This window comes from Pseudovibrio sp. W64 (assembly GCF_001623145.1).
GTDB lineage: Bacteria > Pseudomonadota > Alphaproteobacteria > Rhizobiales > Stappiaceae > Pseudovibrio.
In genome coordinates, this window is sequence record NZ_LMCI01000038.1 from 283,434 (window position 1) to 307,444 (window position 24,011).

Below are 24,011 nucleotides of genomic sequence, written 5' to 3' on the forward strand. Positions count from 1 at the left end.
GTGCGCTTGATTGGCTGATGTGATCCTTCAACCAGCCGGATAATCTCCAACTTCTCGTGGGCGGGATATCTCATTCGTCGTCTCCCCCATCCTCGAGCATGCTTTTTTAAGAAGCCGCAGCTCCAGAGCTTGTTCGGCGACCACCTCTTTGAGATCGCGTGCTTCTTTGCGCAGCACCCTTGACCTCACCGGTGCTGGACTGACGGGCCGTATCACCAGCAAGTCGCTTCTTACCAGCTTCCAGAAACTCCTTCGACCAGCTGTAGTAAAGCCCCTGTGAGATGCCCTCTTGTCGGCACAACTCGGCAATACTGTCCTCACCGCGCAGTCCAGCCAGAACGATATGGATCTTGTCTTCAGTGGAATAGCGCTTTCGGATCTTGCGCCGGATGTCTTTAACCGCCTTCTCAGCTGCAGCGCTGGCGGTCCTTGTGTATTGCCCCATTGTTCACTCCTAATCTAGTGATCATGGGCCAAAACACTCCCTTACTCAAATCGATCGATCTGTCCATAAGGCGTCGCCGACAAACAGACTGAATGCACCAGCGCGTACATGGCGGTATGAGTTGACTGAAAGGCGGTGAAAGGCGTTCAAAGGTAGTGAAAAGTAGAAGGGTACGCATAAGGTGCCAGATCAGGAGAAAAATAACCCCTGCGAAAAGCTGGAAAATGAGTAGCGGCAAGCAGAGCTGCCAGCTTCTGTATAGATTGCATGTCAGGCATAATGCTGAGCGATCTTCATCGGAAGGCTATTTTTCGCTGGCAGGGGCCGACAATTGCGCTTCTCGAAGAAACTGATTTGAAGGGCATTTAGGGCGCGAAGGGTCTCTCATGCGGCTCAAATAGCGCTTTGCCTTTGAGGGGCTATCCTGATTTTCCTTTATATTTCAGGGACGGGCGATTGTTGGTCAGGATTGGGCCAAAAATTGGCTCGCTGTTTTCTTGTATTTATCAGATACTTATCTCGGGCGTTAGAGTTTTAAGCCATCTTTGGCTCAAGCTTACGCTGCGGTATTTAACCTGGTGCTCTGCAACTAGGCACAAATTTGCGGATACTTCCGAGTTGTTTTCCTTTGTTATTTCAACAAGTAAGCGAGTTCTGGTGTGCTCTCTTCTTCTATTTCTCTCACTCTGGCATGCAAGTTGCAGTTGTGTTGGTACGCTGTCGCAGACTGGGGTCTGGGGCTGTGGCCCATTCTCATCAAATGGGGTTCATTATTTGTTTTGCTGCGTCTGTCCGCACACGGAGGGCGCTCACCAGGAGCATACTATGCCAACACCCGCTTATATCACCATTGAAGGGTCAACTCAGGGTCCAATCACTCAAGGCGCGTTTACTGAAGATTCCGTCGGTAACGTGTGGCAGGAAGGTCATGAAGACGAGATCATGGTGCAGGCCATTGATCACACCGTCATCATTCCTCGTGATATCCAGTCCGGCCAGCCAGCTGGTCAGCGCGTGCACACTCCGTTCAAGTTCACCTGCTCCATGAACAAGTCCATCCCGCTGCTTTACAATGCGCTGGTTTCCGGTGAGATGCTGCCTAAGTGTGAAGTCAAATGGTACCGCACCAACTCTTCCGGCAAGCAGGAGCATTTCTTCACCACCTCCTTTGAAGATGCGCTGATCACCAACATCGAGTGTGGCCTGCCGCATTGTCAGGATCCGAAGAACGCTGACTTCACTCAGTTGATCACCATTGAACTGTCTTACCGCAAGATCATGTGGGAGCACACAGTCTCTGGCACGTCTGGTGCTGATGACTGGCGCGCGCCTGCAGCTTAAGTCTCTATCCTCATTGAGGATGGAAGTCAGATCCGGGCCAGCTTTGGCCCGGACACTGCCTATGGGTGAGTTCACACCAGGCAGTCTTTGATTTGGGCCTGATCTGCGGAGTTGGAATATGCAGTTTGTCTCTGGCAAAGCCTCAGCAAAGCGCGGCTACTTGCGCAGCTTCTTTCGCGCCCTGTTGTGGCGACGGCGCAAGGTCGAGGCGGTAGCTGAAGCTGCACCAAAAGAGTGCGATCCGGCAGGCACAGCCCATGTGGCTCTGCAAGGTCGTGATCGACCTGAGCGCTCGTCAGATGCACTGCACGAAGACCTGTCCGAAGAGCTGGAGATCCGGGGCTTTCTGGATCAGTTTCCCGGCCACCGCTTGATGGTCAGGCCAGGGGAACAGCCCCATAAGGAGATATTCTGATGGTCTATTCGCTCGCAGAACAACGCATGGCAGCAGAGCTCATCAACCCACGCCAGGATGAAGCTGTCGTGATGGACTTGGAACTGTTCGCGCAAGCGGTGGTAGATAGCCATCAAAGCCTTGGAGCAACAACGGGTGGTGCCCTTGACCTAGCGAGCCTGCCAGTGCTGCTGCGGGACATGAAGGGTGGTCAGACACTCCTGAAGGAAATCGGCCTGCAGGGGCGCTATTACACCAAAGTGGTGAACGGCAAGACCTATGTGGTGTTTAAGGGATACTCCGCCTTGCGTGAGACCTTGAAGGGCACACGGTATCTGTCCACCTCGCCGAAAGTCATTGCGTTTGGCATTGGCCCAGAGGCACTTAAATCTGCAGGAAGGTCCAATGCGATCATAATGATCACCTGCTATGTGGCACTCGATGTGATGCAGTTCGTCATGAGTGATGAGCAGCTCTATCACGAGCTGTTTGCCAACATCATTACTGATGTTGCTATTGGCACGGTCGCGATGGCCGCGGGAGCTCTGGCAGCAGCAGGAGCTGTTGCTATTGCTGGTACAATTACCGCGATTGCTCTGCCTGCAGTCGTTGTGACCGGAGGGGCAATCATTGTGGGGCTCTATGTCGGGCACAAGTTAAGTGAGCTATCAGAAAGCTATCAGATTAAGAAAAAACTCGGCGCAGCCTTGCTTTGGACCGGCCAAGCTGTCGCTCATGGAGTTCAGAAAGTCGGCAAGGTCATTCATGCTGCACATGTTGCCATGAAGCAGAAAGTGGAAGAGTTTGAACGTCGCAGCAATCGCTTTATGAACCAGTTGGAACGTGAGACCATCTGGCATTTTGGCGGTCCAGATTTGTATAATCAGCTCTATCGGAGACACTGATGTTGGGGTGGGTGATTGATAAGGGCACACTTGCTGGTCGTTGGGTCGGTCAGGACATTCGTCGCCTCCATGCAGTGATGCTCCTTCTCGATTTGATAGGAATTTCCGCCTGCTTGGATGTAATGCGTCCCGCGTTTCTAGCCATTTTTGCTCAGCCTCCTGAACCTGAACTGTTGCAGGTTATCCGGGGTAGATCCCGTTTTTTGCTGGCTGGAGCAGCATTACCGATGCTTCACCTTGCCATCACTCCTTGGGGGCAACATTGGATTAAGCGGTCAGCCCAAAGCTTCTCAGTCGTGTTCTTAATCGTTGCTATCGGCGGAGCATTTCTCGGAATGGTAGTCACAGACTATGCGCGCGCGCAGGCGATCCTTGTAGGGTATCGCTCTTGCGACCAAACGTTCCTGAATGACTTCCAGCGCAAGAACGAAGTACTGGTTGCTCCCGGTGTGTTGTGTCCGCCAACCTCTGCTGCTGGAAAACCCTATCCGCCGCCGGGGTGAAGCCCTAACGAAGCCCGCCAGACCACTCTCAATACTTGTACGTCCTTTGTTTTTTCTTTTGCCAGTGAGTTTGTTATGAATGCTATTGTCCAAATCCCGCAGCTCTTCCAGGAACAAGATCTGGCCTTCACCTTTGCAGCTCCTGCGCAGCCCAACGCGGAATTGCTGGTCACCGGGTTCTCGGCAACAGAACGCCTTAACGGGCTCACGCAGATCCAGATTGAGCTTGCCAGCCCCGACAACGCGCTCGACTTGCATAGCCTGCTCGATACGCCTGCCACGCTGACCATTCATCATAAATACGAGGGCCTGCGCCATCTCTCTGGGGTGATCGCTGAGATTGCCCGTGGTAATGAAGGCCATCACCGCACCAGTTACTCGCTGACGCTGCTGCCCAGCCTGCACCGTTTAGCCCACGGCTCTGACTGCCGGATCTTCCAGAAGAAAAGCGTACCTGAGATCGTCAAGATCCTGCTGAAAGAACACGGCGTCGAGGATGTGAAGTGGGATCTGACCGAGCCTCATGAGGCGCGCGAATACTGCGTGCAGTACCGGGAAAGCCACTTAAGCTTTTTAGATCGCATCACGGCAGAGGAAGGCATCTGGTACTACTTCACCTATGGTGCCAATGGCCAGCATACGCTGCAGTTTATTGATAACCCGCAGATCGTCTCCGAGCTCCCAGACCAGCCCAAGCTAGAATATAACAGCATGGCTGGCGGGGCGGTCAAAGGCGTTTATTGCAACAGCTTTGTCCTTCGTGAGCAGCTGCGAGCCACCAGCTTCATGCAGCGCGATTATTCCTTCAAGAACCCACCTTACAACCAGCAACACGCCCATCAGCGCGGTGAGGACAACGGCTCTGCTGGAGACTATGCACTCTATGAGTATCCAGGGCGCTACAAGGCCGATGGTGTCGGCAAACCGTTCACAAAGCACCGGCTGGAGGCAGCTCGGGTAGAGGCCACCACAGGCCATGGCGCCACCAATGCCATCCACCTGATGGCAGGTCATCAATTTACGCTCACGGACCACCCGAACAGTGACTACAACATCAAGTATCATTTGCTCACCGTCTCGCATCAGGGCAGTCAGCCGCAGGCCGTGGCTGAGGAAGCCGGCAGCGGCTCCACCACTTACAGCGCCGGGTTTGAGGTCATGCCCGCGCGCCTGCCATACCGGCCCAAATTGCTCAAAAAGCCCTTGGTGGACGGCCCGCAGATCGCCCATGTCACCGGACCGGAAGGCGAAGAGATTTACTGCGATGAACATGGCCGGGTGAAAGTCTGGTTTCCGTGGGACCGCCACGGCAAGAAGAACGATACCTCCTCCTGCTGGATCCGCGTTTCTTCCAACTGGGCCGGCGCCAGCTGGGGCCACATCGCCATCCCCCGCATCGGCCACGAGGTCATCGTAGACTTCCTCGAAGGCGACCCAGACCAGCCAATTATCACAGGACGGACGTATCACAATAATAACAAGTCCCCGTACCAGCTGCCGGACCATAAAACGGTTATGACAATTAAGTCAGATACCCACAAGGGTATGGGTTCGAACGAGTTGCGGTTTGAAGATCAGGCTGGGATGGAACAAGTATATGTTCATGCCCAAAAAGATCAGGACATCATTGTCGAGAATGACCGGCGTGAACATATCCGGCATGACCGGCATCAGATTGTCGAGAACAACCGACACCTGCTGGTCAAGAACAACCATTATCAGCACATAGCAAAAGATGAATATCGTCGCATTGATAATGAGACGAACTGGATCTTCGGCGGCAAACTGCTTTTCAAGGTCTATAACGCCCTGCATACAACGGTTTACGGGGCTGTTGTGAACAGTTTTCGTGCTAACCGCTCCACCATGATCAAGGGATCGGACAGCCTCAAGGTTGAAGGAGGCTCGACGACGACTATTTTGGGCAAGACCACGGTCAAGGCACCCAATATTGTTCTGGAAGGCACCGAAGAACTGACCATCAAGGGGCCGGGTGGTTTCGTCAAGATTGATTCCGGCGGGGTTACGATTGTCGGCAACAAAGTAAAGATCAACCAGGGTGGTAGCCCGGGGACGGCGGCGGATGCCGCCCCACCACCGCCTGAAGAGCCAACGGACCCGAAAGCTGCTGAGGTTGCAACCGACCGGGGATACAGGTGATATGGCGTTGTCCTATACCAATATCCCTGACCATGTCAGCTGGGATGATCTGGCATCTCTTCGTGATGAGGGCAGATTGTTTGCTCTTGTTGATGCCTGCGGGAACAAGGATGTTCCTGGACATGTGGCTGATCTGAAAGAGGATGGCTTTTGTCTCTATGAGGAGCTGGCTGAGGATTATTACAATACGGAAGCGCCCCATCTTGTCCGACCCAAGGACGAGATGTGGGAGCATATTGTTAGCCTGACGCAAAGTGATGATGCTTGGGGCTTCTTTCTCGAGACATCTGATAGGGTTGCTACGTCCCATCTCGTTCAGCATTGGCGGAACTGGGTAAATGTCTATCCGCCCAAAGGGAACACAACTGTTCTCTTCCGTTTCTACGACCCGCGCCTTCTCGAAACATTTTTGAGCTCAATGACACCAGAAATGGCCCAAGCCTTCTGTGGTGATTTAGGGGCTTTCCATATCGCACCGAACAGCAAGGACAAATGCTTTTATACCTATCGCATCAATCACACCGAAGAAGCCGGGATTGCCAGCCTTCCGCCCTACCGGGTAGGTGCCAGGCAGTTCGAAGCATTGCGGGGCAAGCAGACTGAGCTTCGGCATGAACGCATTTTGGATTTTCTGCGTAAGGGCTTTGGTGAAAAGTTGACTGACCGCGGTGATAAGGACTTGCTAGCACTCGTTGCAAGATCGGAGAAAACCGCCAAAAAGCTTGGATTTGAAATGGAACGGGACAAGGTGAAGTTCATTGTCCTGACGACTGCTTTTGGTGAGGGCTTCCACGAAAATGGCGTACTGCCAGAGGCGAAGTCCATTCTTTCCGGGCCAGATTTTATGTCCGGGCAATCAAAAATCGAACGATTGACGCAGGTGGCCAGGCGCAAGGATGCGTCCAGGCTGGGTGCAGCATAGGACAGGGGCAATGACACAGGCAGAAACAGCAGGCGGTCAGCCAACCGGAGATGTGATTGACCTGGCCGATCTTGATTTTTCGACAGTCAAGGAACACCCGGACAGGATTTGTGACCATTGTCCGAATGCATTGGCCGTTTTTGTTCATTATGAGGATTTTTTCCCGTCTCCAGGGGCTCCGTTTCACTTGATCCTAGAGGGGGGGGCGGAGACCAATGGCACCTGTGGTGACAACGGCATGGTGGCGATATATGGCCTGCCAAACGAGGCTGCCATGGTGCTGGCCGGTGAGGATGCCATTGAATACAAGCCGGAAAACCAGCAGAAGCGGAATCCGGATTATCTGAAAAACCAAGATATTGTTCGTGCGCGTCTTGCGCGGGATGAAGCGGAGCGCATGCGCGACGAGATTGACGGTTCTGCGCTTGGTCGTCTGTTTGGTGGGTTGGACGATGATACACAGCGAAAAGTCAATGAGTATAAGCGGATTGAGGAAAACGCGAGAAATACCCTACGGAAACTGGATGCTGATGATGAAAGCTGGTTTGGCTGGATATGGGGTGCGCTGCAAGGAGAGTGGAATGACAATCCGACAACCGGGCAGATTATCTTCGATGCAGCGCTGACGGCCATTCCTATTATCGATCAGGTTGGCGATCTCAGGGATGTTTCTGCGATTGTGCTCAAGCTTTGTGACAGCAAGGTGCGGGAGGAAGAAGGCTGGTTGCTGTGGCTATCGCTAGGTATTTGCACCATCGGGCTGGTCCCTACTGTTGGATCGGTCGTCAAGGGGGTTTTCAAAACCATTTTCAATGCCTGCAAACCGTTTTTGAAGGCGACAGGCGATTTCCTGAAATCCTTCAAGAAGGCCGCATCACCAGAAATGATCAATTCCGTCATGGCTGTGGCGCGCTTCTTTTCTTCCGGCAATGCCGTCAAATGGCTTCAGGATCTGGCGGCCGATTTTCAGAAACTGATCAAGGAGGCTATGGGCCTCTTCAAAAAGTTTCTGGCTACCATGCAGCAACAAGCCAGCAAAGCGCTGGCAGAAGCACGGGCAAGCTGGACCTTGTGGGGATTGCGTGACACCTCTGGGTTGATCAAAGCAGCGGAACTGGCAGTTAGCAAGATTGTAGAATTCGCATCCAAGGCAGTTGGCATGGTCGAAAAAGCACTCGGAAAGCTCGACGATGTGTTTCAGGAATTTGTTCGCAAGATCATCAAATTTGCAGTTGGTAATCTGCGTGATGAAGACACGATCCGGGCTCTGACAAAAGATGCGGTGAAGATTTTTAAAAATGCTGCGGCTAGTGGTGCGGCGGCTGGTGGAACGGCCTCCGCACTCCAAGCCAGTGCGCCGAGCTAAAAGGAGAGAGATATGGCAAAAGCTCCTTCATCAGCAGCTCGAAATGCTGGTCAGGCCGGGTTGAAAGCAGTTAAAAAAGCCGGCGGAGAAGCCGCCAAGCTGAACGGGGTAACCAATATCAAAAAGAATGGCAAAGCGCCTGATGTTATTGATACCTCATCGGCTAAAAAAGCAGAAACGCCTAAGAAGAGTGTGCTGGATGATTATCCAAATGCCAAACCGATAAGTGCTAATGATCTTGAGGAAAAGCTCGGTCATCACAATGCAGGTCCCAACGCGCCTAAGTTTAAGAAATGGGAGGATAGAGGTGGCTGGCTAAAATATGATCCAGATACTGGAGCCGTGATCTATGGTAAGAATTTAGATACTTCTACCAAGGGGAATATGGATGTTGAGATTCCTTATGTGAATGGCAAGCCGATTTTTGATGACTTCACCAAATATAAAACAAAAATTGGCTCTTTTACTGGTGACAGGAACAAAGATTATGAGAAAGCAAATGAAAAGCTTATAAATGAAAAGCCGGGATTGGCTCAAGAAGCTGATGTTGTGCAGGCAGACGGGAAGACTGCACGAAAAGATCGCCCTTTGCAAAGAGGGCCTGATGGCAAGCCGAAGTATACATGGCACCACCACCAGGATGGTACTTCGATGCTGCTGGTTGATCATAATGTGCATGATTTGTTCCCGCATGCTGGCGGGCATTCGGGAAAATAGGATAATAACGGAGACTATTATGCAGAGAGTATTTTTTACTTGGAAGCCAGAAAAAAATATGCAGTTAGAATTACTTGAAGAGTGGGTAGAAAATAAATTTGGTGTTAGTCTTCCTGATGATTTCCTTGGGTTTATAAGTAGTAATGGTGTGGGTTCTAGTCCAATTCCAGGCCGCTTTTCAGGTAAAATTGGCATGGATCACTTAATTATTGAAGAGTTTTATTGGTTGTCTCCTGTTGAGGATACGTATTCAATTCAGTATAAAACGGAAAATGCTATTGATGAAGGCTGGATGAGTGATGATTTAATTATGTTTGCAAGAGGGGGAAGTGGGCATCTGTGTTTTATCCTTGCTGTCAAAGGGCCGCACAGGGGTAAGGTTTTTGCCTTTGTGGATAGTGGTGTTTATCTGGAAGGGGATCAGATCCGGCTGGAAAATGGTGCTCTGCATCTTGCCGATACATTTAGCGAGTTTATCGACGGCCTTTATGCAGATGAAGTCAATATTGAAAATTGGGAGGATTCAATGGGATATCTTCCTAATGAAATCAAAGAGAAATTTGGCTTTGGCTCATAAAGCGGAACGTCATGTTGTTGGGTGTGTGGTTTGGGAATACAGGACCTGTAGAAGATTTTCTCGATAATAGAGAAGCCATAACTGGTTGCGTCCCTGAAGATACTGCCGCGAGGTTTGAGAATTAAAAATAATGCCTCATATCGATCCGATTGCAAAACCTGCTGATGAAAGGGAAATTAAAGCCTTTAAAGCGTGGGCTAAATATCCGGTTCCTGATGATTATCTTGCTTTTTTGAGAGAATGTAATGGTGGATATATGACAGGAAACGATCCGTGTTTTTATAACAGTGATGATCAAACGGTGGTCGCAATTACGACCTTTATGCATATATCTAAAGAAACAGATAGAGTTATTAATAAAATATTTGAAGAAGATTTTAATTTTTATTCGGTTCCGTTTCAGACTGATGATATTCAGGACAACTACTATGCCCCCGATCATTACATCAAAATTGCAAGCGGTGCGGCACATTCACATATATTGATGGACCTGAAAACTGGCCATATTTTTAGTTTTGATGATGAAACAGAAGAAGAACTGGAAACAACAGAAGAATTTCTGGAAGAATGTTTTATTATTGCAGATAGTTTTGCGATCTTTTACTCGCAAATTGTTGATGAAGACCCTGAACCTTGATGATGAGTTTGCTGCGTAATAAGCAGCAGAACGAAATATACATGGCACCACCATGAGAATGGTAGTTCGATGTTGCTGGTTGATCATAATGTGCATGATTTGTTTAATCACGCTGGCGGGCATTCGGGAAATGAAGTTTTATCGACGTACAGCTGAATAAAGGGGTTAATGATGCAAAAACTTTTCTTCTTGAGCGAGTTTGAAACTGGCGATGTAACACTTTTTGATAAATGGGCGGAAAAACATTTTGGTGTTGGTTTACCAGATGATTTTCTTTCTTTCTTGCAAAAAAATGGCATCGGAGCAGACCCCATACCGTGTCAATATGATGGCAAGATTGGTATGGATCGGATGAAAATCGAAGAGTTTTATGGATATTTCCCGCCTGATGATCAGCAATCCATACAAACCCAAGCTAATAAAGCTGTCGTTAATGATCGCATAAGTGGTGATATGTTGTTGTTTGCCTACGGTGGAGGGGGGCATTTGAAGTTTGCTTTGGCGATAAAGGAGCCACACAGAGGTAAGGTTTTTGCCTTTGTTGATAGTGGTGTTTATCTGGAAGGCGACCAGGCTAGGCTGGAAAACGGAGCTCTGCATCTTGCCAACACATTTAGCGAGTTTATTGATGGTCTTTTTGCAGATGAAGACGACCTTGATGATTGGGAAGATTCTATGGATTACTTACCTGATGAAATTAAAGAGAAATTTGGTTCTGGCTCATAAAGCGTAACGGCGTGTTGTTGGGTGAATAGTGCAGGCTGGTGCGGGTATGCATAAAGTGAAATTTAGGAGACCTTTTTCCAATGAAGGCTTGCAAAGGGGCATTGCCTATCACGAGAAAGCATTTGGGTTCAGTTTTCAGGATCACGAAAGCCTGAAGCAATATGTGGCGTTCTATCGGAGCTGTGGGGCAGGTTATTGGCCTCTTCCTCACCGCTATGAAACAAATCAAGGTTCTCTACTAATTACGTTTTTTGCGAATCTTGCTCCACATCCAGAATATTCATTTGATGACGACGGAGATTCTGTTTTCTCTTGTACAAAAGCGCTTGAAGGTTCGATGATACGAGGTAATGTCAATGACGCCCTTATCATTGCAGGCGGAACGCATTTGTCGATTGGATTGGTTATCAGGGGCAAGTGTATTGGTAAGGTGTTTGCGCTTGAGGATATCAAGCCTCTAGTTCTTGATGATGAGATGGATGACATACCCTCTGATATTGAAGGCATAACCAAACTTGGTGACAGCTTTGAAGAATTTATCAATGCGCTGTCTGCAGATGAAGATGATATTGAGGAATGGGAAGAGGATTTTGGTGAGTAACTTTCTGTTCAAACAGAGGGTATGGGGAGCTGGGGATACCAGTACGAGAACGGCAATAAAAGTAACGTGTTCTTTTGCGGGGATAAGCTTGAACTGGAACTTTTAAGAGAATTTGGCCCATTGGATTTGTTTGTCAGGGCTCGTTGCGGGCTTCATCGGATTTTGATTTTTTGATTTTGAAGGAGAGGCGAAATGCCAAAAGCAGCACGATTGGGAGATATTGGGGCAGGCCATGGCTGTTTTCCTCCGACACCGGCTATTAGCGGTTCCGGCGATACCTTCATCAACGGCAGAAAGGCCGTGAGGCTGGGTGATGCGTTTGCGCCGCATGGCTGCCCCCAATGCCCTCCTCATCCCCGTTCCCTGTCTGCCGGGTCTGCTACCGTATTCATCAACGGCAAAAAAGCAGGTCGTGTGGGGGATAGTATCGGCTGTGGCGGCTCTGTTTCAGTCGGCTCTGGTGATACCTTCATTGGTGATGTGGGAATGGGTGGTCCTCTGAAGAGCTGCATGAAAGGCGCAAAGGATAATGCATCGCCCTTGCTGGATCCGGGTTTGAGCAGGCTGGAAGATCCTGCGTCGGTCGTATTGCTCGCCTTCAAGGAGGCTCTGTCTATGCCAGTGTCTGAGCTAGGTGCATTCGTGCAGGATCAGCTCACTTCAATTCTTGAAAGTGGTATTCAAGACATCCTGTCCCACCATGTTGCCTCGCATCTTCCCAAAGTTGGGCTGGATGGTCTGACGAATAAAGCTCTTGATACGCTCAAAACCAAGGCATTACACAGCGACGCCCTGATTGGTGCTCTGAAAGGGAAGGTTCCGGAAGTAACCTCTCAGGCTGTCTCCCGTGTTTCGCAGAATTTTTCCGATGCCGTGTCTTCCGAGACATCACTGGGGGAGCCATTGTCTGCGACTATGCCGAATATTCCCGATAATCCGTTAGTGGCGGGATTGCATGATCTGGCCCAATCCGGAAACCCGGCAAAGCTGGAGTCTGTATTGCGTCCGCAGGTCTCGGATATGTGTGTAAAGCTCATGGCAAATGCCTGCGGTCTCTGAGTTTGCCCGAACGTAGTTGAAGTTTAATCGGTCTTCACGCCTTCACAAATTGATTTTAAGGGTGCAGACACGAACATGCATGCAAGAAACAGGTCAGATTGGATCTGTCAAAGCGAGATTAAAAGAGAAAAATATGACTGTATCAAAGACAGCTAAACCCAGTCGGGTACGTGACTGTTATATGGCAAACCAGCATGCAGGGCATGTCAGAACTCCAAAGGGGTTTACCTGGCACCATGATGGCGCCAATCCGGGTACATTGCAACTTGTCGATTCCAGCATGCATAACGCCTTTCCTCACTCCGGTGGTGTTTCGGTAATCAAGGAGCAACTGAAGAATGGCTAAGGCAGTGATATTGGACGCTTCCACCGGGCTTGATGAAGCAGGTCTTGCAACTTTGGAAAAGAAACTGGGGCTCACTCTACCAGCAGATTACCGGTCGTTTTTGTCTCAGCGAAATGGCGGCAGACCGGTACCAGAATGCTTCTCGTTTCTTGATGATGATGGCCCGTATAGCGACTCTTTGGTGGACTGGTTTTTGTCAGTTGGAACTGATGATCCGTCGGATTTGCTGGAATATTACTCCATGTATGTTGAGGAGGAGCGTGTTCCATCCCATATGCTTCCCATTGCGCATGATCCGTTCGGTAACCTGATCCTGCTGTCCTTGTCTGGAGATGATGCAGGCGCGATATATTTCTGGGATCATGAAAATGAAGGGGACGCTGATTACAGCAATCTGAATTATATCGGGAAAAACTTGGATCATTTCCTTGAACGTCTCTTCAGCTTTCAGGGCTGACATATGTCCATACTTTATGACCTTTATGATTATCGGGGGCAGAGGCCTGGAAACACCCGGCTTGTGGATTCAATTTTCAATCCTCTCTCTGGTGAGGCGACCTTTTCCAGAACTGATCTTTATTATCCGGGAAAAATTCCCCTCTTTTTGACCTCGACCTGGCAGTCCATGTCACTTTTCAACGGACAGACTGGCGAGGGATGGATTGATAACTGGAGCCTGTATGTTCTGCCGGGCCCGGAATGGTTGAGCCTTCACCTGCCAACGGGTGAGATAGCACGTTTCCAGATACCCTGGTCCGGGGGAATTTCCACCAATCCTGTTGTAAAGGACTGGAAGCTTGAAATCCTGAATATGCGCCCGACCTTTCGGGTAGCAGGGGGATTGTTTTACGAGTTTGGTTTGTCGAACGGTAAAAAAGTTTTTCTGCGCAGGCTATATAATGAAGCTGGCGATGAAATCCGTTTCAAACGATCAGCCTACGGAAATTTGACCAGTGTTTCCCGCAGTGACGGGCTGCATCTTGATATTCATTGTGATGATTTGCAGATCAATCGGATAAGCGAGCGGGATCGGGTAACCGGTCAACTAAAGGATGTTGGTTCCTATCGATATGATGATGGCAGGCTTGTACAGGTTCGCTCGGCATATGCCGGAGAGTGGGCCTATATGTATAATGACGACGGGAAGCTTACCCACCGGGTGAGACCTTCAGGTGCGTTTGAAGCCTTGCAGCTAGATAGTGATAACCGGCTTTTGAATAGGCGCTTCAGGCATGGCATGGCGCCCTTGGAATGTGCCTATCCGGCCACTGACACGACGATAATCCGCCGTGGTGGAGATGCAATAACCGAATTCAGCATTGATTGTGACCAGGCCGTTCTTTCCTCTTTCAGGTTGGCAGATGGGCGAACCGTTACCTATCACTGGCAAGATGGCCGCTTGCATCGGGTGGAGGCAGGTGAAGATACAAGTCTGGAATTCTCATATGAGGATGAATGGGGCCTGCTCGCGTCAATAGAGGATGGTGATCAGGAGCTTTTGAGAATTGGTTATGACGATGCCGGAAATCCGCTTTCGATGAATTTCCGGGGTCTGGAATGGTTGCTGAAGTATGCTCAAGATACGAAAGCCCTGTCGGAACTTAAAACGCCAGATACCAGCTTCTGCTTCACAGACGGGGTGATACAAACACCTCGATTAGCCCGATTTTCTCCATCAGAATTATTCGGTTCTTTGGCTGAGATTGTACGAAAAAGGCCTTTGTCGGTAGCCGGTCTCATTGAATTGCCGCAGTCTGTTCAAGAGGGTAGAGCTGAGATATTGCTTGCCCATATGCATGATATTCTTTCGGCTCCTGTTGAAAGAACCACCTGGCGAGCAGCTCTTTCCGGGGATCCTTCTTGTATTCATGTAGACCTGCCTCATAATCTTCTGGACCGTATGTCCAGTTTGTTTCATGCGGCTTTTCTGGGGGTATCTGAGCCTTTGTTGTCTCCTTTTTCCTCCAATGTGGTGCCTGCATCGCATCTTCAGTTTTACCATGCTGATAATCACTCTGATTTTGTCGAGATTGGAACCGAAGTTATTGGTCGGGATGTCTTTGGTCGCCCGGTCGGTTTGGAGGATCGCTCCGTCGAAGTGGGTTTCAGTCGTTCCGGGTTTATAAATGGTCTTGCAGTTGCAGGTAGTTCCGAAGAATGGACCTTTTCCTCAACGGGTGCTGATGTGTTTGACATTGCCCGAACAGCTCATTTGGCAAGATCCGAACAATCTGATGGAAACATCAAAACCAGTGTCCATCAATGGGATGCAAACTTGACTGACCAACCTCAGCAATCGCTGGATGCTGCGTTTGATGGCGTTGGTCGCCTTTGCAGTTTGACCGATGGTCAGCAGGTTCTCAAAAGAAATTATTTGGGAACACTTCTTGAAACGGAACAGATTGACGACAGGGTTTTTCGCTACACCTATGATGATACTGGTCGGTTAAGTGCTGTTACAAGTGATCACTTTTTTGCTCAGATTGAGAGGGCCGAGGGTTGCGACATCCTAAAACTGAATGGGCAAAAATTTAAATGCTATTCAGATCAAAGCTGGCAAGTTATCGACGATCCTGACCACGCGATTTTTCGATTCAATACCGAAACTGACTATGTAACCGGAATTGTCCAATCGGGGACTATTGATAATCAGCATGGCATTCAAACCAGTTTTTCAAGGAGATTTTCCGACAAGGAAGGCGAATGCATCGACGCTTCAGGAACAGATCGCTACACATTAAGAGCAAATGGGTTTGTCTGCGAAAGTGCGGGTTTCTACCTAAATGTGAACCAAGTGGATGATTATTTGAGGATTGACTTGAATGGTCAGGAACTGCTGATCACAGATCATGGTGACCGGTTTGCTCTGGAGTCCAAAGGTCGAGAAGTGGCATTTAATACTCAGCATAATCCTGCTGGGGCTGTTCAAACCGTGACGCTCGTTGCGGATGACCGGGATATTCTATGCTACGAATTTGATCGTGATGTTGTTGGTAGGGTTAAGTCCATTCGATTTTCCAACTTGCTTCCAGGATTTTTGCAAAACTCAAGGGCAAGTAATCTTCATGATGAGGTAGATCTGAATTATACTCTTACGGGTCAGATTTGTGATGTCAGAATGAAGGAAATCGGGGGAACACGACGCTTCTGTAGCCCTTATTATGCTGCAGGACATCACTGGTTTATGATTCTGGATAATGAACCGGTTTCGTGTCTACCCTGTATGAATGGGGTGCTGCTCAGAACCGACGATAAGACACGCTATACCTTTCCCTTCGATCACACTCTTTTCGGTGCTGATGCTTCTTCGCGAATAGCCGTACGTATGTCAAAACTGAACAGCTTTGGAATGTTTAGTGGTATGTTTTATGTCCTGTCGCGGCTGCAGGTTCTCGATAACTTCTTTCCTTTTGGTCAATTGATCCCCGAAGGTCTGATATGGCCTCAAATACCGTTCTGGAAGGGACCTTACGGGGCGCCATCAAGTTAACTCTGACCCCAGTTTTAATGAGTAAGCGAGGACTATGACCTCAGTTCCGATCAGTTACAAGCACCACCGGTTTCTGCCTTAAATCATTGCCCATGTTGTATGGCTCTATCGTAACCGGTGTTCAGTCCTCGCCTTCCAATTTTGATTTTTGGAGTGCGTCGCGTTTAATCGGTTTCATATCCTACAGCCTTGAAGACGTTGCTACACTCATCCTCTTTGAACCGTTCGCAGACTTACCCGACAGCCTGCCAGAGCTCGTGATAACTTCTTGCAGCCGCCTTTCGGATGCTTGACGATGTAATCTCGATAGGATTCAGGGCGGGAGGAGCAAAAACTACGCGCCGCGCTGTCTAAGATATTGCGTGAGCGGTGAGCGTGCGGTGAAGGCCTAAGCACAGATCAGTTGATTTGAGTAAGGAAGTGTTTCGACCCGAGATCTTGCTGACTGGAGTGAGAAATGAGGCAAAAAGACATGCTACTTGAATGGCTGTTTTAAGAACTGCTTTCCGAGAGTAGGTTCCCTTTCGTTCTACTCGTTACTAAACGAAAATTTTTCCGCATTCTCACTCCCCAGTTTGCACTAGTCTACAGTGGTGTTCGTGATCGTTAGGTTAGGAGATTCAATGGGGGAGATTGCAGCGTATGATCTGACGCTTGTCGAAGGGCATTTCTTCAAAGATGCTTTCGAAGGATTACTGTTTGATCGAGATGAAGTGAGTGAAGCAATCTATGACGCAAGCGTGGTTGCATCGGTTTACGATTGGTCGCTCGAGGGCATTTGTTCTTATTTTTCCTATCTCTCGCCTAGCTGTTGGCCTGTAACTGCTGACCTTCGAATTTTAACTCAATGCCACAAGAAAACAGTTCTTCCCGAGTGGCTGGATGATCATGGGTTGATGGAAATCCTTGAGAGCGGCAAGGCTCCCCGGAGAGCTGAGGATAAGCTAGCAACTCAGCTCATATTTGAAACGTATCTAACTCTGATATCAGCACTGCAGAGTGGTGAGCTCATAGCTAAAGGACGTGAGAGCGCCCTAGCTGAAGCTGTTGACGTGCCTGCCTCTCTCTGGTCCTCTGAGTTCTCCTATGTTTCATTGCGGAGAAATGAACTCTTGCGTGTTGATGGTGATGAGTGGCAGGTGCTGGCTGAAGATCTGACGATCTTCGCAGCTCAAAGTACTAAGGAAAAGCGCAACTCCAAATCTGATAGGCAAGGCCGTTTTGTTGAGGCTGAAGTTATCCGTTTTCTGGAGGCGCTCCGGGATCATCCTCGGGCAACGAAGGCGCATATTAAGAAGGAAGTATTGCAGCGTTTTCCGGGAATAAGCGGGCGTCACTTTGATCGCCTGTGGGGTGCTTATGCGCCGCAGTCGTTTAAACAAGCAGGCCGTATTCCTTCAAATTAATCAGGGGTATAAATTAAAACACCTGCACTGATTAATCATGTCGCCTATTTTTACCGGTGGAATCCAACCAGCATTTCTTCATCGCAAATGAGCGGAGATGATGGTTATGAGGACGGAACTGAACAGCGTTGAGAACGCTTTGATTACAGAAGCGGCGGCGGCGGATTATCTTGGAATTTCTATACGGACCATACAGGCTTGGTGGGTGCGCGGTGGTGGGCCGAAATATGTGAAGCTGGGGAAGGCGGTTCGCTATCGGCCTTCTGACATACAGGTATGGATTGAATCTCATTTGACAAGCTCCACAAGTGAAGTGGGGGCGAGGTCATGAGACGACGACACAATCCCCGCGTTGCTTTCCAGAGGATCGCCAGAGCTGCTTTACTGCATAGTGATACGATCTGCAGGCAGTGGCTCCCCGGTGGGCGGCTTTGTGGCTGTGAGTATACGGTGAAAAACCCGCGCCGGATGGATCGGCGGGCTGGTTCCTTCAAGATCAACATTGCTTCAGGCCTGTGGTGTGATTTTGCAACTGGTGAAGGTGGGCGGGATTTTATCAGCCTTGGAGCCTACCTGTTTTCGCTCTCGCAAAAGCAAGCTGCATGCAATCTGGCTGATATGATTGGAGTGGATGCTTATGAGTGATCCGTTTGCTCCAATTAAGGCAATCCAAACATCAAAGCCGAAGCGGGAACAACCGCAAAAGGTGATTGTAATGCCGGTGCCAGATGAGGCACCAGAGCCACATGCCTTTCATCCTAAGCTTGGGGTTCCTTCGCAGTGCTGGACATATCGCGATGCAGCGGGTGAAGTGCTTGGGTATGTGTACCGGTTTGATGAGGCCGAGGCGGGGAAGAGCTATCGGCCTTTGTGTTTGTTCCAAGTCGCAGGGCAATTGAAATGGCGGTGGGAGACGTGGCCGCTGCCAAGGCCTTTGTATGGCTTAGAGCTTCTTGCCAAAACTTCGGATATGCCTGTTGTCATTGTTGAGGGAGAGAAGGCTGCAGATGCTGCCAAGCAATTGTTATTGAGACATGTTTGTATCAGCTCACCTGGTGGCTCCAATGCAGCTAAGAAAGCGGATTGGTCAGTGCTTCAAGGGCGAGAGATCGTCATCTGGCCTGATGCGGATGAGGCTGGGCTAAAATTTGCTGATGATGTTGCGGGTTGCCTTGAGAAGGTTGGGGCTGCATCTGTGAGGTTTCTTGATCCGCCGGATGATGTTCCCAAAGGTTGGGATGCGGCTGATGCCTTGGCGGATGGATGGACGCTAGAGCAGGCCGAAGCCTTCGTCTTGCCTTCTCAAGCAGAAGATGCGGAAGAGCTGAAAGCTAAGCCACGTGCGCGTGGTGTAAGCTTGCTTTCGGTCGCGCAGGATCTGGAGCTTTGGCATTCTCCGCAGAAAGACGCCTTTGCCACCGTGCTGGTGAATGATCACTATGAGCATTGGCCGGTTGAGAGCCAAAGCTTCAAGCGCTGGCTGGTGGGGCGGTATTATGAAAAGACCGGGCTTGCACCTTCAACGCAGAACTTAGGTGATGCTTTGCGGGTGTTTGAGGTGCGAGCGTTGGAACAAGGTGCCTGTCATGAGCCCTTTATGCGCACTGGCTGGCAGGACGGGAAAAGCTGGCTGGATCTGGCAGATGAGAGCTGGCAAGCTGTCCGTATCACCCGTGACGGGTGGGAGGTGATCAACAATCCTCCCGTAAAATTCATCCGCAAGCAGACGATGTCTGCGTTACCGGCACCTGAAAAAGGGCATCACATTGAAGAGATGCACCATCTTATCAATGCGGAGGAAGAGGACTGCAAGCTCATTCTTGGTTGGATGGTGGCCTCCTTGTGGGGGCGTAGTCGGAGTTATCCGGTTCTCGCACTTGGTGGAGAGCAAGGCAGTGGCAAGAGCACTGTGGCGCGACTGTTGCGGTCCATTACAGATCCTTGTGCGGTTTCTGCGTCCTCTCTTCCCAAGGATGAGCGCGATCTTATGGTGATGGCGCAAAACGGGCATGTGCTCAACTTCGATAATGTCTCGAAAATGGAAGGCTGGTTGTCTGATGCGATTTGCCGAATGGCGACGGGGAGTGGGTTTATCTCTCGCAAATTACACACGGATGGCGATGCCTATTGGTTTCAAGGGGCGCGGCCAGTGCTGCTTAATGGCATTCCTGCGCTGACTGAGCGGGCTGATCTGGCAGAGCGAGCGCTTTCTGTTCGTCTCAAGCGGATTGATGAGGTGGGCCGTCAGCCGGAAGAACTGTTCTGGCAAGAATGGGAGCAGCTCAAACCGCGTATGCTTGGCGCTTTGCTGGATGCGTTGAGTACAGCTATCCGCAACATTGAGAGTGTGCGTTTGGATCGCCATCCACGCATGGCGGACTTTGCGCGGTTGATGGTGGCTGCGTCTTCTGGCCTTGGTTGGGAAGAGGGTGAGTTTCTGGAGGCGTATGAGAGCAACCGGCACGGCACTATCGAGGCTGTGTTTGAAGGTGATCCTATAGCTGTCGCGATCCATGAGTTTGTGATGGTGCGACGTGGTGGCGAAAGCTGGATGGGGACCGCAACAAAACTCTATGGTGAGCTCAACCATATTGTGAGTGATCAGATCAGATCTTCGCGCTTTTGGCTGCAAAAGGTGAACGCGTTTGGTAGTGCTGTGGACCGGGCTTCTCCGCTGTTGAGGCCAAAGCGGATACAGGTGACTAAGAAGGCGACGGGGTCGAAGCGGTTGATCTATCTGGATGTGATGTGAACTGTTTGTCAGCCTCTTTTCCATCGCGGACTGATTGAGAATTCATACCCTATCGCTTGATACTGGAGCGAAAACAGTGATTGTGATTTGATACTGCAAAGTATTGAGTTGCTTGATGCAATAGGCGTCCTAATTGGAGTGTGGAGGAGAGATGAATCTGTCTTATAAAAGATGGGGCGTAGAGCTCGGAGGGACTGAAAGAGACCGGGAGATTTGGCAAAGGAAGATGCCGCCGCTTACTGATGTCTACGTCGAGGAAATCAAGAATGAGCAGGGCAACTTCCATATCTTACGATCAAAAGAGTTTGCGCACGCACTGGACAGTAAAGAGGTACATAAGCGTGCAAAAAAAATATTAAAGACGCTGAATGCTATATTCGCATTAGTCGAGGATGCTGATCAGGTCACAATTTCAGCGGTAGTTGAATTTGATCAGGATGGAATTCTGCGCAAGAGTGCTTTCGTTGAGTTGAAGGGAATATCTGTTCGTTCCCGCGTTGGTGTACCTAAACTCACCGTTTATGATAATGATGGCAACATTCTCCCACCCGAGCCTAAACTTAGCCGTGCTCAGCTTTGCATGATTGCAGTATCGAAAGCGCCAGATCTAGAAAGCGCTTTATGGTATCTGAATGACAATCCGGGATGGGGAGAGCTTTACAAGGCTTGTGAGGTTTTGGAGCAGATTGCATCTCATATTGTATCAAATAAGTAACGTCGGCGCTTTAGGCAAAGTGCTAATGTCGGCAATAGGCATCATCCGAATAGCAAAGCTAAACCTCATGAAAATCCAATGGAGTTGCCAGAGGCACGAGCTTTTATCACGAGCTGGATCTCTGCTGCGGTGGATGAGGTCTTAAAAAAAGAAGCTACGGTCTAAAGCTTTCATTCTAGCTTAGGCAAAGTGGAAAATGGGGGTTCTGGATAACCTAGTTATCATTGTGACGTTTCATTCGCATCAGATGTAAACTCTTCAACGATAATGGGTCCTTCTCAGCCGTTCTCCTGCCTGCGGGTAGTTCGAGACCACGGCGCAAGCGGCTATGTGGTTTTCGCGAGGGCTTGGTGTTGATGTTCTTGTTGTTGTTCTCCCTTTTTAACCCCGCTAATCCTATGGGTTTGTGGAGGAATTCGGTTTCCTTGCATTGACACCTTGCGCCAATCATCGCATGGTCATCTTGAGGCGTCAGAACCTCATGTACGAGCGGTCACCGCAACCGTTAATTCGCGGCTTTTTTGTGTCTGGAGTTGGTTCTCCAAACGCAAACTCTCGCTTATGGGCGGGAGGGCGGTGAATACAATACCCTTTGCGGGGGAATAAACCCGCCTGCCTCGTACAGGTTCTGAACCTCCCGCTCGCCAGTGGGCCATCAGAAGCCTTCTGTTGAGTGGTGTTCTAACTACTTACGAGGGTTTTTAGATGACTGATACTGGTAAAGAGAAATGTGCCCATACGTCCCTTCGCAATGAAGTGGACCAGCTTAGCTTAGCAACCACCTCAAAAATCTAGTTTATTCCATGAGTGTGGTTCTGAGCGAACGCATAGAGCACACACAGGAATATGAAGCGTTGCTGACGCTGTTTGATACTGTGCGCAATCATATTGAAGATGTGCAGGGTAGTAGCGAGAAGATTGCCGAGCTGCTTGAGCCTTGCGCGCTGGAAATCTCCAAAGACTAAAAATACGGAATGAAGAGGGGCGTTCCCTCTTACGGAATATTCTGGCTTGGGAAGCACGATGCTTCTCAGGCCTTTTTTAGGTCGAGCTTGTGTCGATATGAGTTCAAGGCAAGGTGCTTATTGTGCAGGTTCTATTTGAATATCCTGAAGTTGCTCTTCTTGCCAGCTCGCATAGGTCTGATCGGTACCTTGTATGACCCAATCAACTCTACCATTTCGGCTTGTCCCATAAACGGCTTGTGATGCGGCACTCGGGCTGCTGAATGCAATATCTTCTTGAAACTCCCAGAGGTCGTCCTTTTTCGAAGGAGCCAGTTTGCCAGCATGAAGCAGTTGCTCTCTTATTGATCTTACGTGAGAGCCGATTGAAGGTCGGGTTTCCTTTCTAGCCTCAGACCCTTTTAGTACTAAAAAGCTCCCTTCCAACTCCATTGCTGTTGCTTCAAGACTTGGCCGTTTTATCTCAAAAACTGGGCTAGATGCCCCATCAAGGGTAGGGCGTGTTCTTAAAGTGCTTTGTATGTTGCGATGAACAAAACGCGATGAAGTTACTTCTTTCTCATCAGACAGCACGTTGGAAGTTTCCAGCTGAGGCTGAAGCTCGACACGTTTTGGGGTTTCTCTAAGAAAGTCTAATCCAATGCTTGGAAGCACTACGCGAAGTTGCTCTAGGAAGTAATCCATATCAGCGATGTCTGCTTCGGGGAGGTAATCAAAATCAGGTGCTGTCCCGTTTAGTAGCGTTGCGCGGGCTTCTCTTTGTATGATCGAAATCAGCTGACTTTCGAGATATCGAACATGAGCTTTAGTAAGATTCTGGTCTTTGCTTGTGACAATGCATGTGTACTCCCAGAAATCTTTACTTGTGTCTTTGTTGTGCTGAAGCAGACGACTTTTGACATTGTCGGTCTCTCCAACGTAGACCTGTGGTGCAGGTGATAAATTGCTGTCTTTGCCGACAAGCAGATACACGCCTGTTCGTGCAGGTTCATCGCGATCAAGAAGGTCTTTTAAGCGGGTTCTCGGGCCATACAGGATATGGCCGGTCCAGTTCATTATTTCTGCTGTCAGAACGCCTGAGGGGCTACCGTCTACAAGGAATAAGCGAATTGATCTGCCTGCAGTAGCCATTGTCGTCCTCGATAGTCTTTTCAGCGCAAAATTGTTGAAGGTGTCACGTTGCACGCTTCATCTACATATAAGTGTCAGAGCCGCTGCGCAACTTATGAGGGTTAATGGCGTCGGTGCTCTCTTATGGGAGTGTTGGATACAGTTAGCTTCGAGGCGAATACAACTGCTGACGGCTCTCTTACAGTTACCGATGGTTGCCGCCCCGCAGAACGCCTCGTCTCTGACAGCTAGTGACGGCATTCGCAGCTTTTCCAGTATTAAGTTGAAAGGGTATTTGGAGGGGGTAGGAGGGGCGAAATCCTGCTTACCAAAACGCCCATTTGCTTACCATATGCTGACAAAAGCCAGAAAAGCAAAAAGCCTCCCGGGGGAGGCTTTGAAATTTCCTTGATAAATCAAGGAGAAGAGTGGTGCCGGCAGCAGGGATCGAACCCGCGACCCCCTGATTACAAGTCCTGGGTGGCCAACTGTTACTGGCGCAAATGGTTCACTGCCGAGCAAATGCAAATTAACCGAACCTGATGAGAACCAACAACCGGCATGGCTACTCGCTTCTTGAGGGCGTTCTATTTCTTTAAACCCCAGTAAGGTACCATAAAACCGCCTCGCATCTTCAACACCATCGGGTGGGATCGGCAGCGTGAAATGCTGCATGAGCAGTACCGTCATATTCAGATCCTTTGCGTCTGCATCCACAACGACCTTCTTATCAAACTACAATATGAGTTAGCTTTCTAATTTGGCGATAATTTAAACAAGTGTGAGCTGAAAAGCCAAGTGCGTACGAAGAGCTTGCTTGGCTCATCAACTTATGTGGTTAGGGCTTTGTTGCACGGCCAACCGAAAAGATTAA

Annotated in this window: 25 protein-coding genes and 1 pseudogene; 23 read left to right on the top strand and 3 right to left on the bottom strand. The window is 49.5% G+C overall.

The window, feature by feature from the left end:
- A pseudogene (locus tag PsW64_RS17830) lies at window positions 1–445 on the bottom strand (transposase); the annotation flags it as partial.
- A gap of 825 nt (window positions 446–1,270) precedes the next feature.
- Here PsW64_RS17830 and PsW64_RS17835 point away from each other — a divergent pair.
- The 23 genes from PsW64_RS17835 to PsW64_RS27990 all read left to right on the top strand — a co-directional run bounded on the left by PsW64_RS17835 (window position 1,271) and on the right by PsW64_RS27990 (window position 22,027).
- Window positions 1,271–1,786, top strand: a complete 516-nt coding sequence (locus tag PsW64_RS17835) for an Hcp family type VI secretion system effector (RefSeq protein ID WP_057465969.1) — start codon at window positions 1,271–1,273, stop codon at window positions 1,784–1,786.
- 118 nt (window positions 1,787–1,904) lie between these two features.
- Window positions 1,905–2,201 carry a hypothetical protein gene (locus tag PsW64_RS17840; RefSeq protein WP_063304437.1) on the top strand — a complete coding sequence of 99 codons (297 nt, stop codon included), beginning with the start codon at window positions 1,905–1,907 and terminating at the stop codon, window positions 2,199–2,201.
- Window positions 2,201–3,085 (top strand): hypothetical protein, encoded by an 885-nt coding sequence (locus PsW64_RS17845; RefSeq protein WP_063304438.1) that lies wholly within the window; start codon window positions 2,201–2,203, stop codon window positions 3,083–3,085. Before PsW64_RS17840 ends, PsW64_RS17845 begins: the two co-directional genes overlap by 1 nt.
- A complete protein-coding gene (locus tag PsW64_RS17850) occupies window positions 3,085–3,588 on the top strand; it encodes a hypothetical protein (RefSeq protein WP_063304439.1) in 504 nt (167 codons plus the stop codon). The genes PsW64_RS17845 and PsW64_RS17850 overlap by 1 nt, the downstream gene beginning before the upstream one ends.
- A 75-nt stretch (window positions 3,589–3,663) precedes the next feature.
- The gene (locus PsW64_RS17855) at window positions 3,664–5,748 is read left to right on the top strand and encodes a type VI secretion system Vgr family protein (RefSeq protein WP_063304440.1); all 2,085 of its coding nucleotides are present in this window, start codon (window positions 3,664–3,666) and stop codon (window positions 5,746–5,748) included.
- Between the two features lies 1 nt (window position 5,749).
- Window positions 5,750–6,670, top strand: a complete 921-nt coding sequence (locus PsW64_RS17860) for a DUF4123 domain-containing protein (protein WP_063304441.1) — start codon at window positions 5,750–5,752, stop codon at window positions 6,668–6,670.
- 10 nt (window positions 6,671–6,680) lie between these two features.
- Window positions 6,681–8,036: a hypothetical protein gene (locus tag PsW64_RS17865; protein WP_063304442.1), complete on the top strand. Its 1,356-nt coding sequence runs from the start codon at window positions 6,681–6,683 to the stop codon at window positions 8,034–8,036.
- A gap of 12 nt (window positions 8,037–8,048) precedes the next feature.
- The gene (locus PsW64_RS17870; RefSeq protein WP_063304443.1) at window positions 8,049–8,753 is read left to right on the top strand and encodes an HNH endonuclease; all 705 of its coding nucleotides are present in this window, start codon (window positions 8,049–8,051) and stop codon (window positions 8,751–8,753) included.
- Between the two features lie 19 nt (window positions 8,754–8,772).
- Window positions 8,773–9,330 (top strand): SMI1/KNR4 family protein, encoded by a 558-nt coding sequence (locus PsW64_RS17875; protein WP_063304444.1) that lies wholly within the window; start codon window positions 8,773–8,775, stop codon window positions 9,328–9,330.
- A 130-nt stretch (window positions 9,331–9,460) separates the two neighbouring features.
- Window positions 9,461–9,967, top strand: coding sequence for an SMI1/KNR4 family protein (locus PsW64_RS17880; protein WP_063304445.1), 507 nt, complete (start codon window positions 9,461–9,463; stop codon window positions 9,965–9,967).
- An 18-nt stretch (window positions 9,968–9,985) separates the two neighbouring features.
- Entirely contained in the window at window positions 9,986–10,123 is a 138-nt protein-coding gene (locus tag PsW64_RS28465; RefSeq protein ID WP_082831152.1) for an HNH endonuclease, read from the top strand.
- A 15-nt stretch (window positions 10,124–10,138) separates the two neighbouring features.
- Window positions 10,139–10,693 carry an SMI1/KNR4 family protein gene (locus PsW64_RS17885; RefSeq protein WP_193757819.1) on the top strand — a complete coding sequence of 185 codons (555 nt, stop codon included), beginning with the start codon at window positions 10,139–10,141 and terminating at the stop codon, window positions 10,691–10,693.
- 46 nt (window positions 10,694–10,739) lie between these two features.
- A complete protein-coding gene (locus tag PsW64_RS17890; protein WP_063304447.1) occupies window positions 10,740–11,294 on the top strand; it encodes a hypothetical protein in 555 nt (184 codons plus the stop codon).
- Between the two features lie 192 nt (window positions 11,295–11,486).
- Window positions 11,487–12,353: a PAAR domain-containing protein gene (locus PsW64_RS27195; protein ID WP_082831153.1), complete on the top strand. Its 867-nt coding sequence runs from the start codon at window positions 11,487–11,489 to the stop codon at window positions 12,351–12,353.
- Window positions 12,354–12,486: 133 nt separating this feature from the next.
- Complete coding sequence (locus PsW64_RS27200; protein WP_109314613.1) at window positions 12,487–12,699, top strand: HNH endonuclease signature motif containing protein; 213 nt, start codon at window positions 12,487–12,489, stop codon at window positions 12,697–12,699.
- On the top strand, window positions 12,692–13,156 hold the full coding sequence (locus PsW64_RS17900) for an SMI1/KNR4 family protein (protein WP_063297826.1): 465 nt from the start codon (window positions 12,692–12,694) through the stop codon (window positions 13,154–13,156). The genes PsW64_RS27200 and PsW64_RS17900 overlap by 8 nt, the downstream gene beginning before the upstream one ends.
- 3 nt (window positions 13,157–13,159) lie before the next feature.
- The gene (locus tag PsW64_RS17905) at window positions 13,160–16,189 is read left to right on the top strand and encodes a DUF6531 domain-containing protein (protein WP_063301453.1); all 3,030 of its coding nucleotides are present in this window, start codon (window positions 13,160–13,162) and stop codon (window positions 16,187–16,189) included.
- Window positions 16,190–16,812: 623 nt separating this feature from the next.
- Entirely contained in the window at window positions 16,813–17,595 is a 783-nt protein-coding gene (locus PsW64_RS17910) for a hypothetical protein (protein ID WP_063304448.1), read from the top strand.
- A 106-nt stretch (window positions 17,596–17,701) separates the two neighbouring features.
- A complete protein-coding gene (locus tag PsW64_RS17915) occupies window positions 17,702–17,926 on the top strand; it encodes a helix-turn-helix transcriptional regulator (RefSeq protein WP_193757820.1) in 225 nt (74 codons plus the stop codon).
- On the top strand, window positions 17,923–18,240 hold the full coding sequence (locus PsW64_RS17920) for a hypothetical protein (RefSeq protein WP_063304449.1): 318 nt from the start codon (window positions 17,923–17,925) through the stop codon (window positions 18,238–18,240). Before PsW64_RS17915 ends, PsW64_RS17920 begins: the two co-directional genes overlap by 4 nt.
- Complete coding sequence (locus PsW64_RS17925; RefSeq protein WP_063304450.1) at window positions 18,233–20,347, top strand: DUF6371 domain-containing protein; 2,115 nt, start codon at window positions 18,233–18,235, stop codon at window positions 20,345–20,347. Before PsW64_RS17920 ends, PsW64_RS17925 begins: the two co-directional genes overlap by 8 nt.
- Before the next feature lie 151 nt (window positions 20,348–20,498).
- Window positions 20,499–21,062 carry a hypothetical protein gene (locus PsW64_RS17930; RefSeq protein WP_063304451.1) on the top strand — a complete coding sequence of 188 codons (564 nt, stop codon included), beginning with the start codon at window positions 20,499–20,501 and terminating at the stop codon, window positions 21,060–21,062.
- 803 nt (window positions 21,063–21,865) lie between these two features.
- Complete coding sequence (locus PsW64_RS27990; protein WP_208980869.1) at window positions 21,866–22,027, top strand: hypothetical protein; 162 nt, start codon at window positions 21,866–21,868, stop codon at window positions 22,025–22,027.
- Window positions 22,028–22,144: 117 nt separating this feature from the next.
- On the opposite strand, the gene PsW64_RS17940 is transcribed toward PsW64_RS27990, so the two are convergent.
- Together PsW64_RS17940 and PsW64_RS27410 are read right to left on the bottom strand one after the other, a co-directional pair.
- Entirely contained in the window at window positions 22,145–23,158 is a 1,014-nt protein-coding gene (locus PsW64_RS17940; protein ID WP_063304452.1) for a GIY-YIG nuclease family protein, read from the bottom strand.
- A gap of 324 nt (window positions 23,159–23,482) precedes the next feature.
- Window positions 23,483–23,827 (bottom strand): hypothetical protein, encoded by a 345-nt coding sequence (locus tag PsW64_RS27410; protein ID WP_153042391.1) that lies wholly within the window; start codon window positions 23,825–23,827, stop codon window positions 23,483–23,485.
- Between the last annotated feature and the right edge of the window lie 184 nt (window positions 23,828–24,011).

Coding starts and splice junctions, on each gene's coding strand:
- PsW64_RS17835 (WP_057465969.1), top strand. CDS start 1,271: ATGCCAACACCCGCTTATATCACCATTGAAGGGTCAACTCAGGGTCCA.
- PsW64_RS17840 (WP_063304437.1), top strand. CDS start 1,905: ATGCAGTTTGTCTCTGGCAAAGCCTCAGCAAAGCGCGGCTACTTGCGC.
- PsW64_RS17845 (WP_063304438.1), top strand. CDS start 2,201: ATGGTCTATTCGCTCGCAGAACAACGCATGGCAGCAGAGCTCATCAAC.
- PsW64_RS17850 (WP_063304439.1), top strand. CDS start 3,085: ATGTTGGGGTGGGTGATTGATAAGGGCACACTTGCTGGTCGTTGGGTC.
- PsW64_RS17855 (WP_063304440.1), top strand. CDS start 3,664: ATGAATGCTATTGTCCAAATCCCGCAGCTCTTCCAGGAACAAGATCTG.
- PsW64_RS17860 (WP_063304441.1), top strand. CDS start 5,750: ATGGCGTTGTCCTATACCAATATCCCTGACCATGTCAGCTGGGATGAT.
- PsW64_RS17865 (WP_063304442.1), top strand. CDS start 6,681: ATGACACAGGCAGAAACAGCAGGCGGTCAGCCAACCGGAGATGTGATT.
- PsW64_RS17870 (WP_063304443.1), top strand. CDS start 8,049: ATGGCAAAAGCTCCTTCATCAGCAGCTCGAAATGCTGGTCAGGCCGGG.
- PsW64_RS17875 (WP_063304444.1), top strand. CDS start 8,773: ATGCAGAGAGTATTTTTTACTTGGAAGCCAGAAAAAAATATGCAGTTA.
- PsW64_RS17880 (WP_063304445.1), top strand. CDS start 9,461: ATGCCTCATATCGATCCGATTGCAAAACCTGCTGATGAAAGGGAAATT.
- PsW64_RS17885 (WP_193757819.1), top strand. CDS start 10,139: ATGCAAAAACTTTTCTTCTTGAGCGAGTTTGAAACTGGCGATGTAACA.
- PsW64_RS17890 (WP_063304447.1), top strand. CDS start 10,740: ATGCATAAAGTGAAATTTAGGAGACCTTTTTCCAATGAAGGCTTGCAA.
- PsW64_RS27195 (WP_082831153.1), top strand. CDS start 11,487: ATGCCAAAAGCAGCACGATTGGGAGATATTGGGGCAGGCCATGGCTGT.
- PsW64_RS27200 (WP_109314613.1), top strand. CDS start 12,487: ATGACTGTATCAAAGACAGCTAAACCCAGTCGGGTACGTGACTGTTAT.
- PsW64_RS17900 (WP_063297826.1), top strand. CDS start 12,692: ATGGCTAAGGCAGTGATATTGGACGCTTCCACCGGGCTTGATGAAGCA.
- PsW64_RS17905 (WP_063301453.1), top strand. CDS start 13,160: ATGTCCATACTTTATGACCTTTATGATTATCGGGGGCAGAGGCCTGGA.
- PsW64_RS17910 (WP_063304448.1), top strand. CDS start 16,813: ATGGGGGAGATTGCAGCGTATGATCTGACGCTTGTCGAAGGGCATTTC.
- PsW64_RS17915 (WP_193757820.1), top strand. CDS start 17,702: ATGAGGACGGAACTGAACAGCGTTGAGAACGCTTTGATTACAGAAGCG.
- PsW64_RS17920 (WP_063304449.1), top strand. CDS start 17,923: ATGAGACGACGACACAATCCCCGCGTTGCTTTCCAGAGGATCGCCAGA.
- PsW64_RS17925 (WP_063304450.1), top strand. CDS start 18,233: ATGAGTGATCCGTTTGCTCCAATTAAGGCAATCCAAACATCAAAGCCG.
- PsW64_RS17930 (WP_063304451.1), top strand. CDS start 20,499: ATGAATCTGTCTTATAAAAGATGGGGCGTAGAGCTCGGAGGGACTGAA.
- PsW64_RS27990 (WP_208980869.1), top strand. CDS start 21,866: ATGAGTGTGGTTCTGAGCGAACGCATAGAGCACACACAGGAATATGAA.
- PsW64_RS17940 (WP_063304452.1), bottom strand. CDS start 23,158: ATGGCTACTGCAGGCAGATCAATTCGCTTATTCCTTGTAGACGGTAGC.
- PsW64_RS27410 (WP_153042391.1), bottom strand. CDS start 23,827: ATGACGGTACTGCTCATGCAGCATTTCACGCTGCCGATCCCACCCGAT.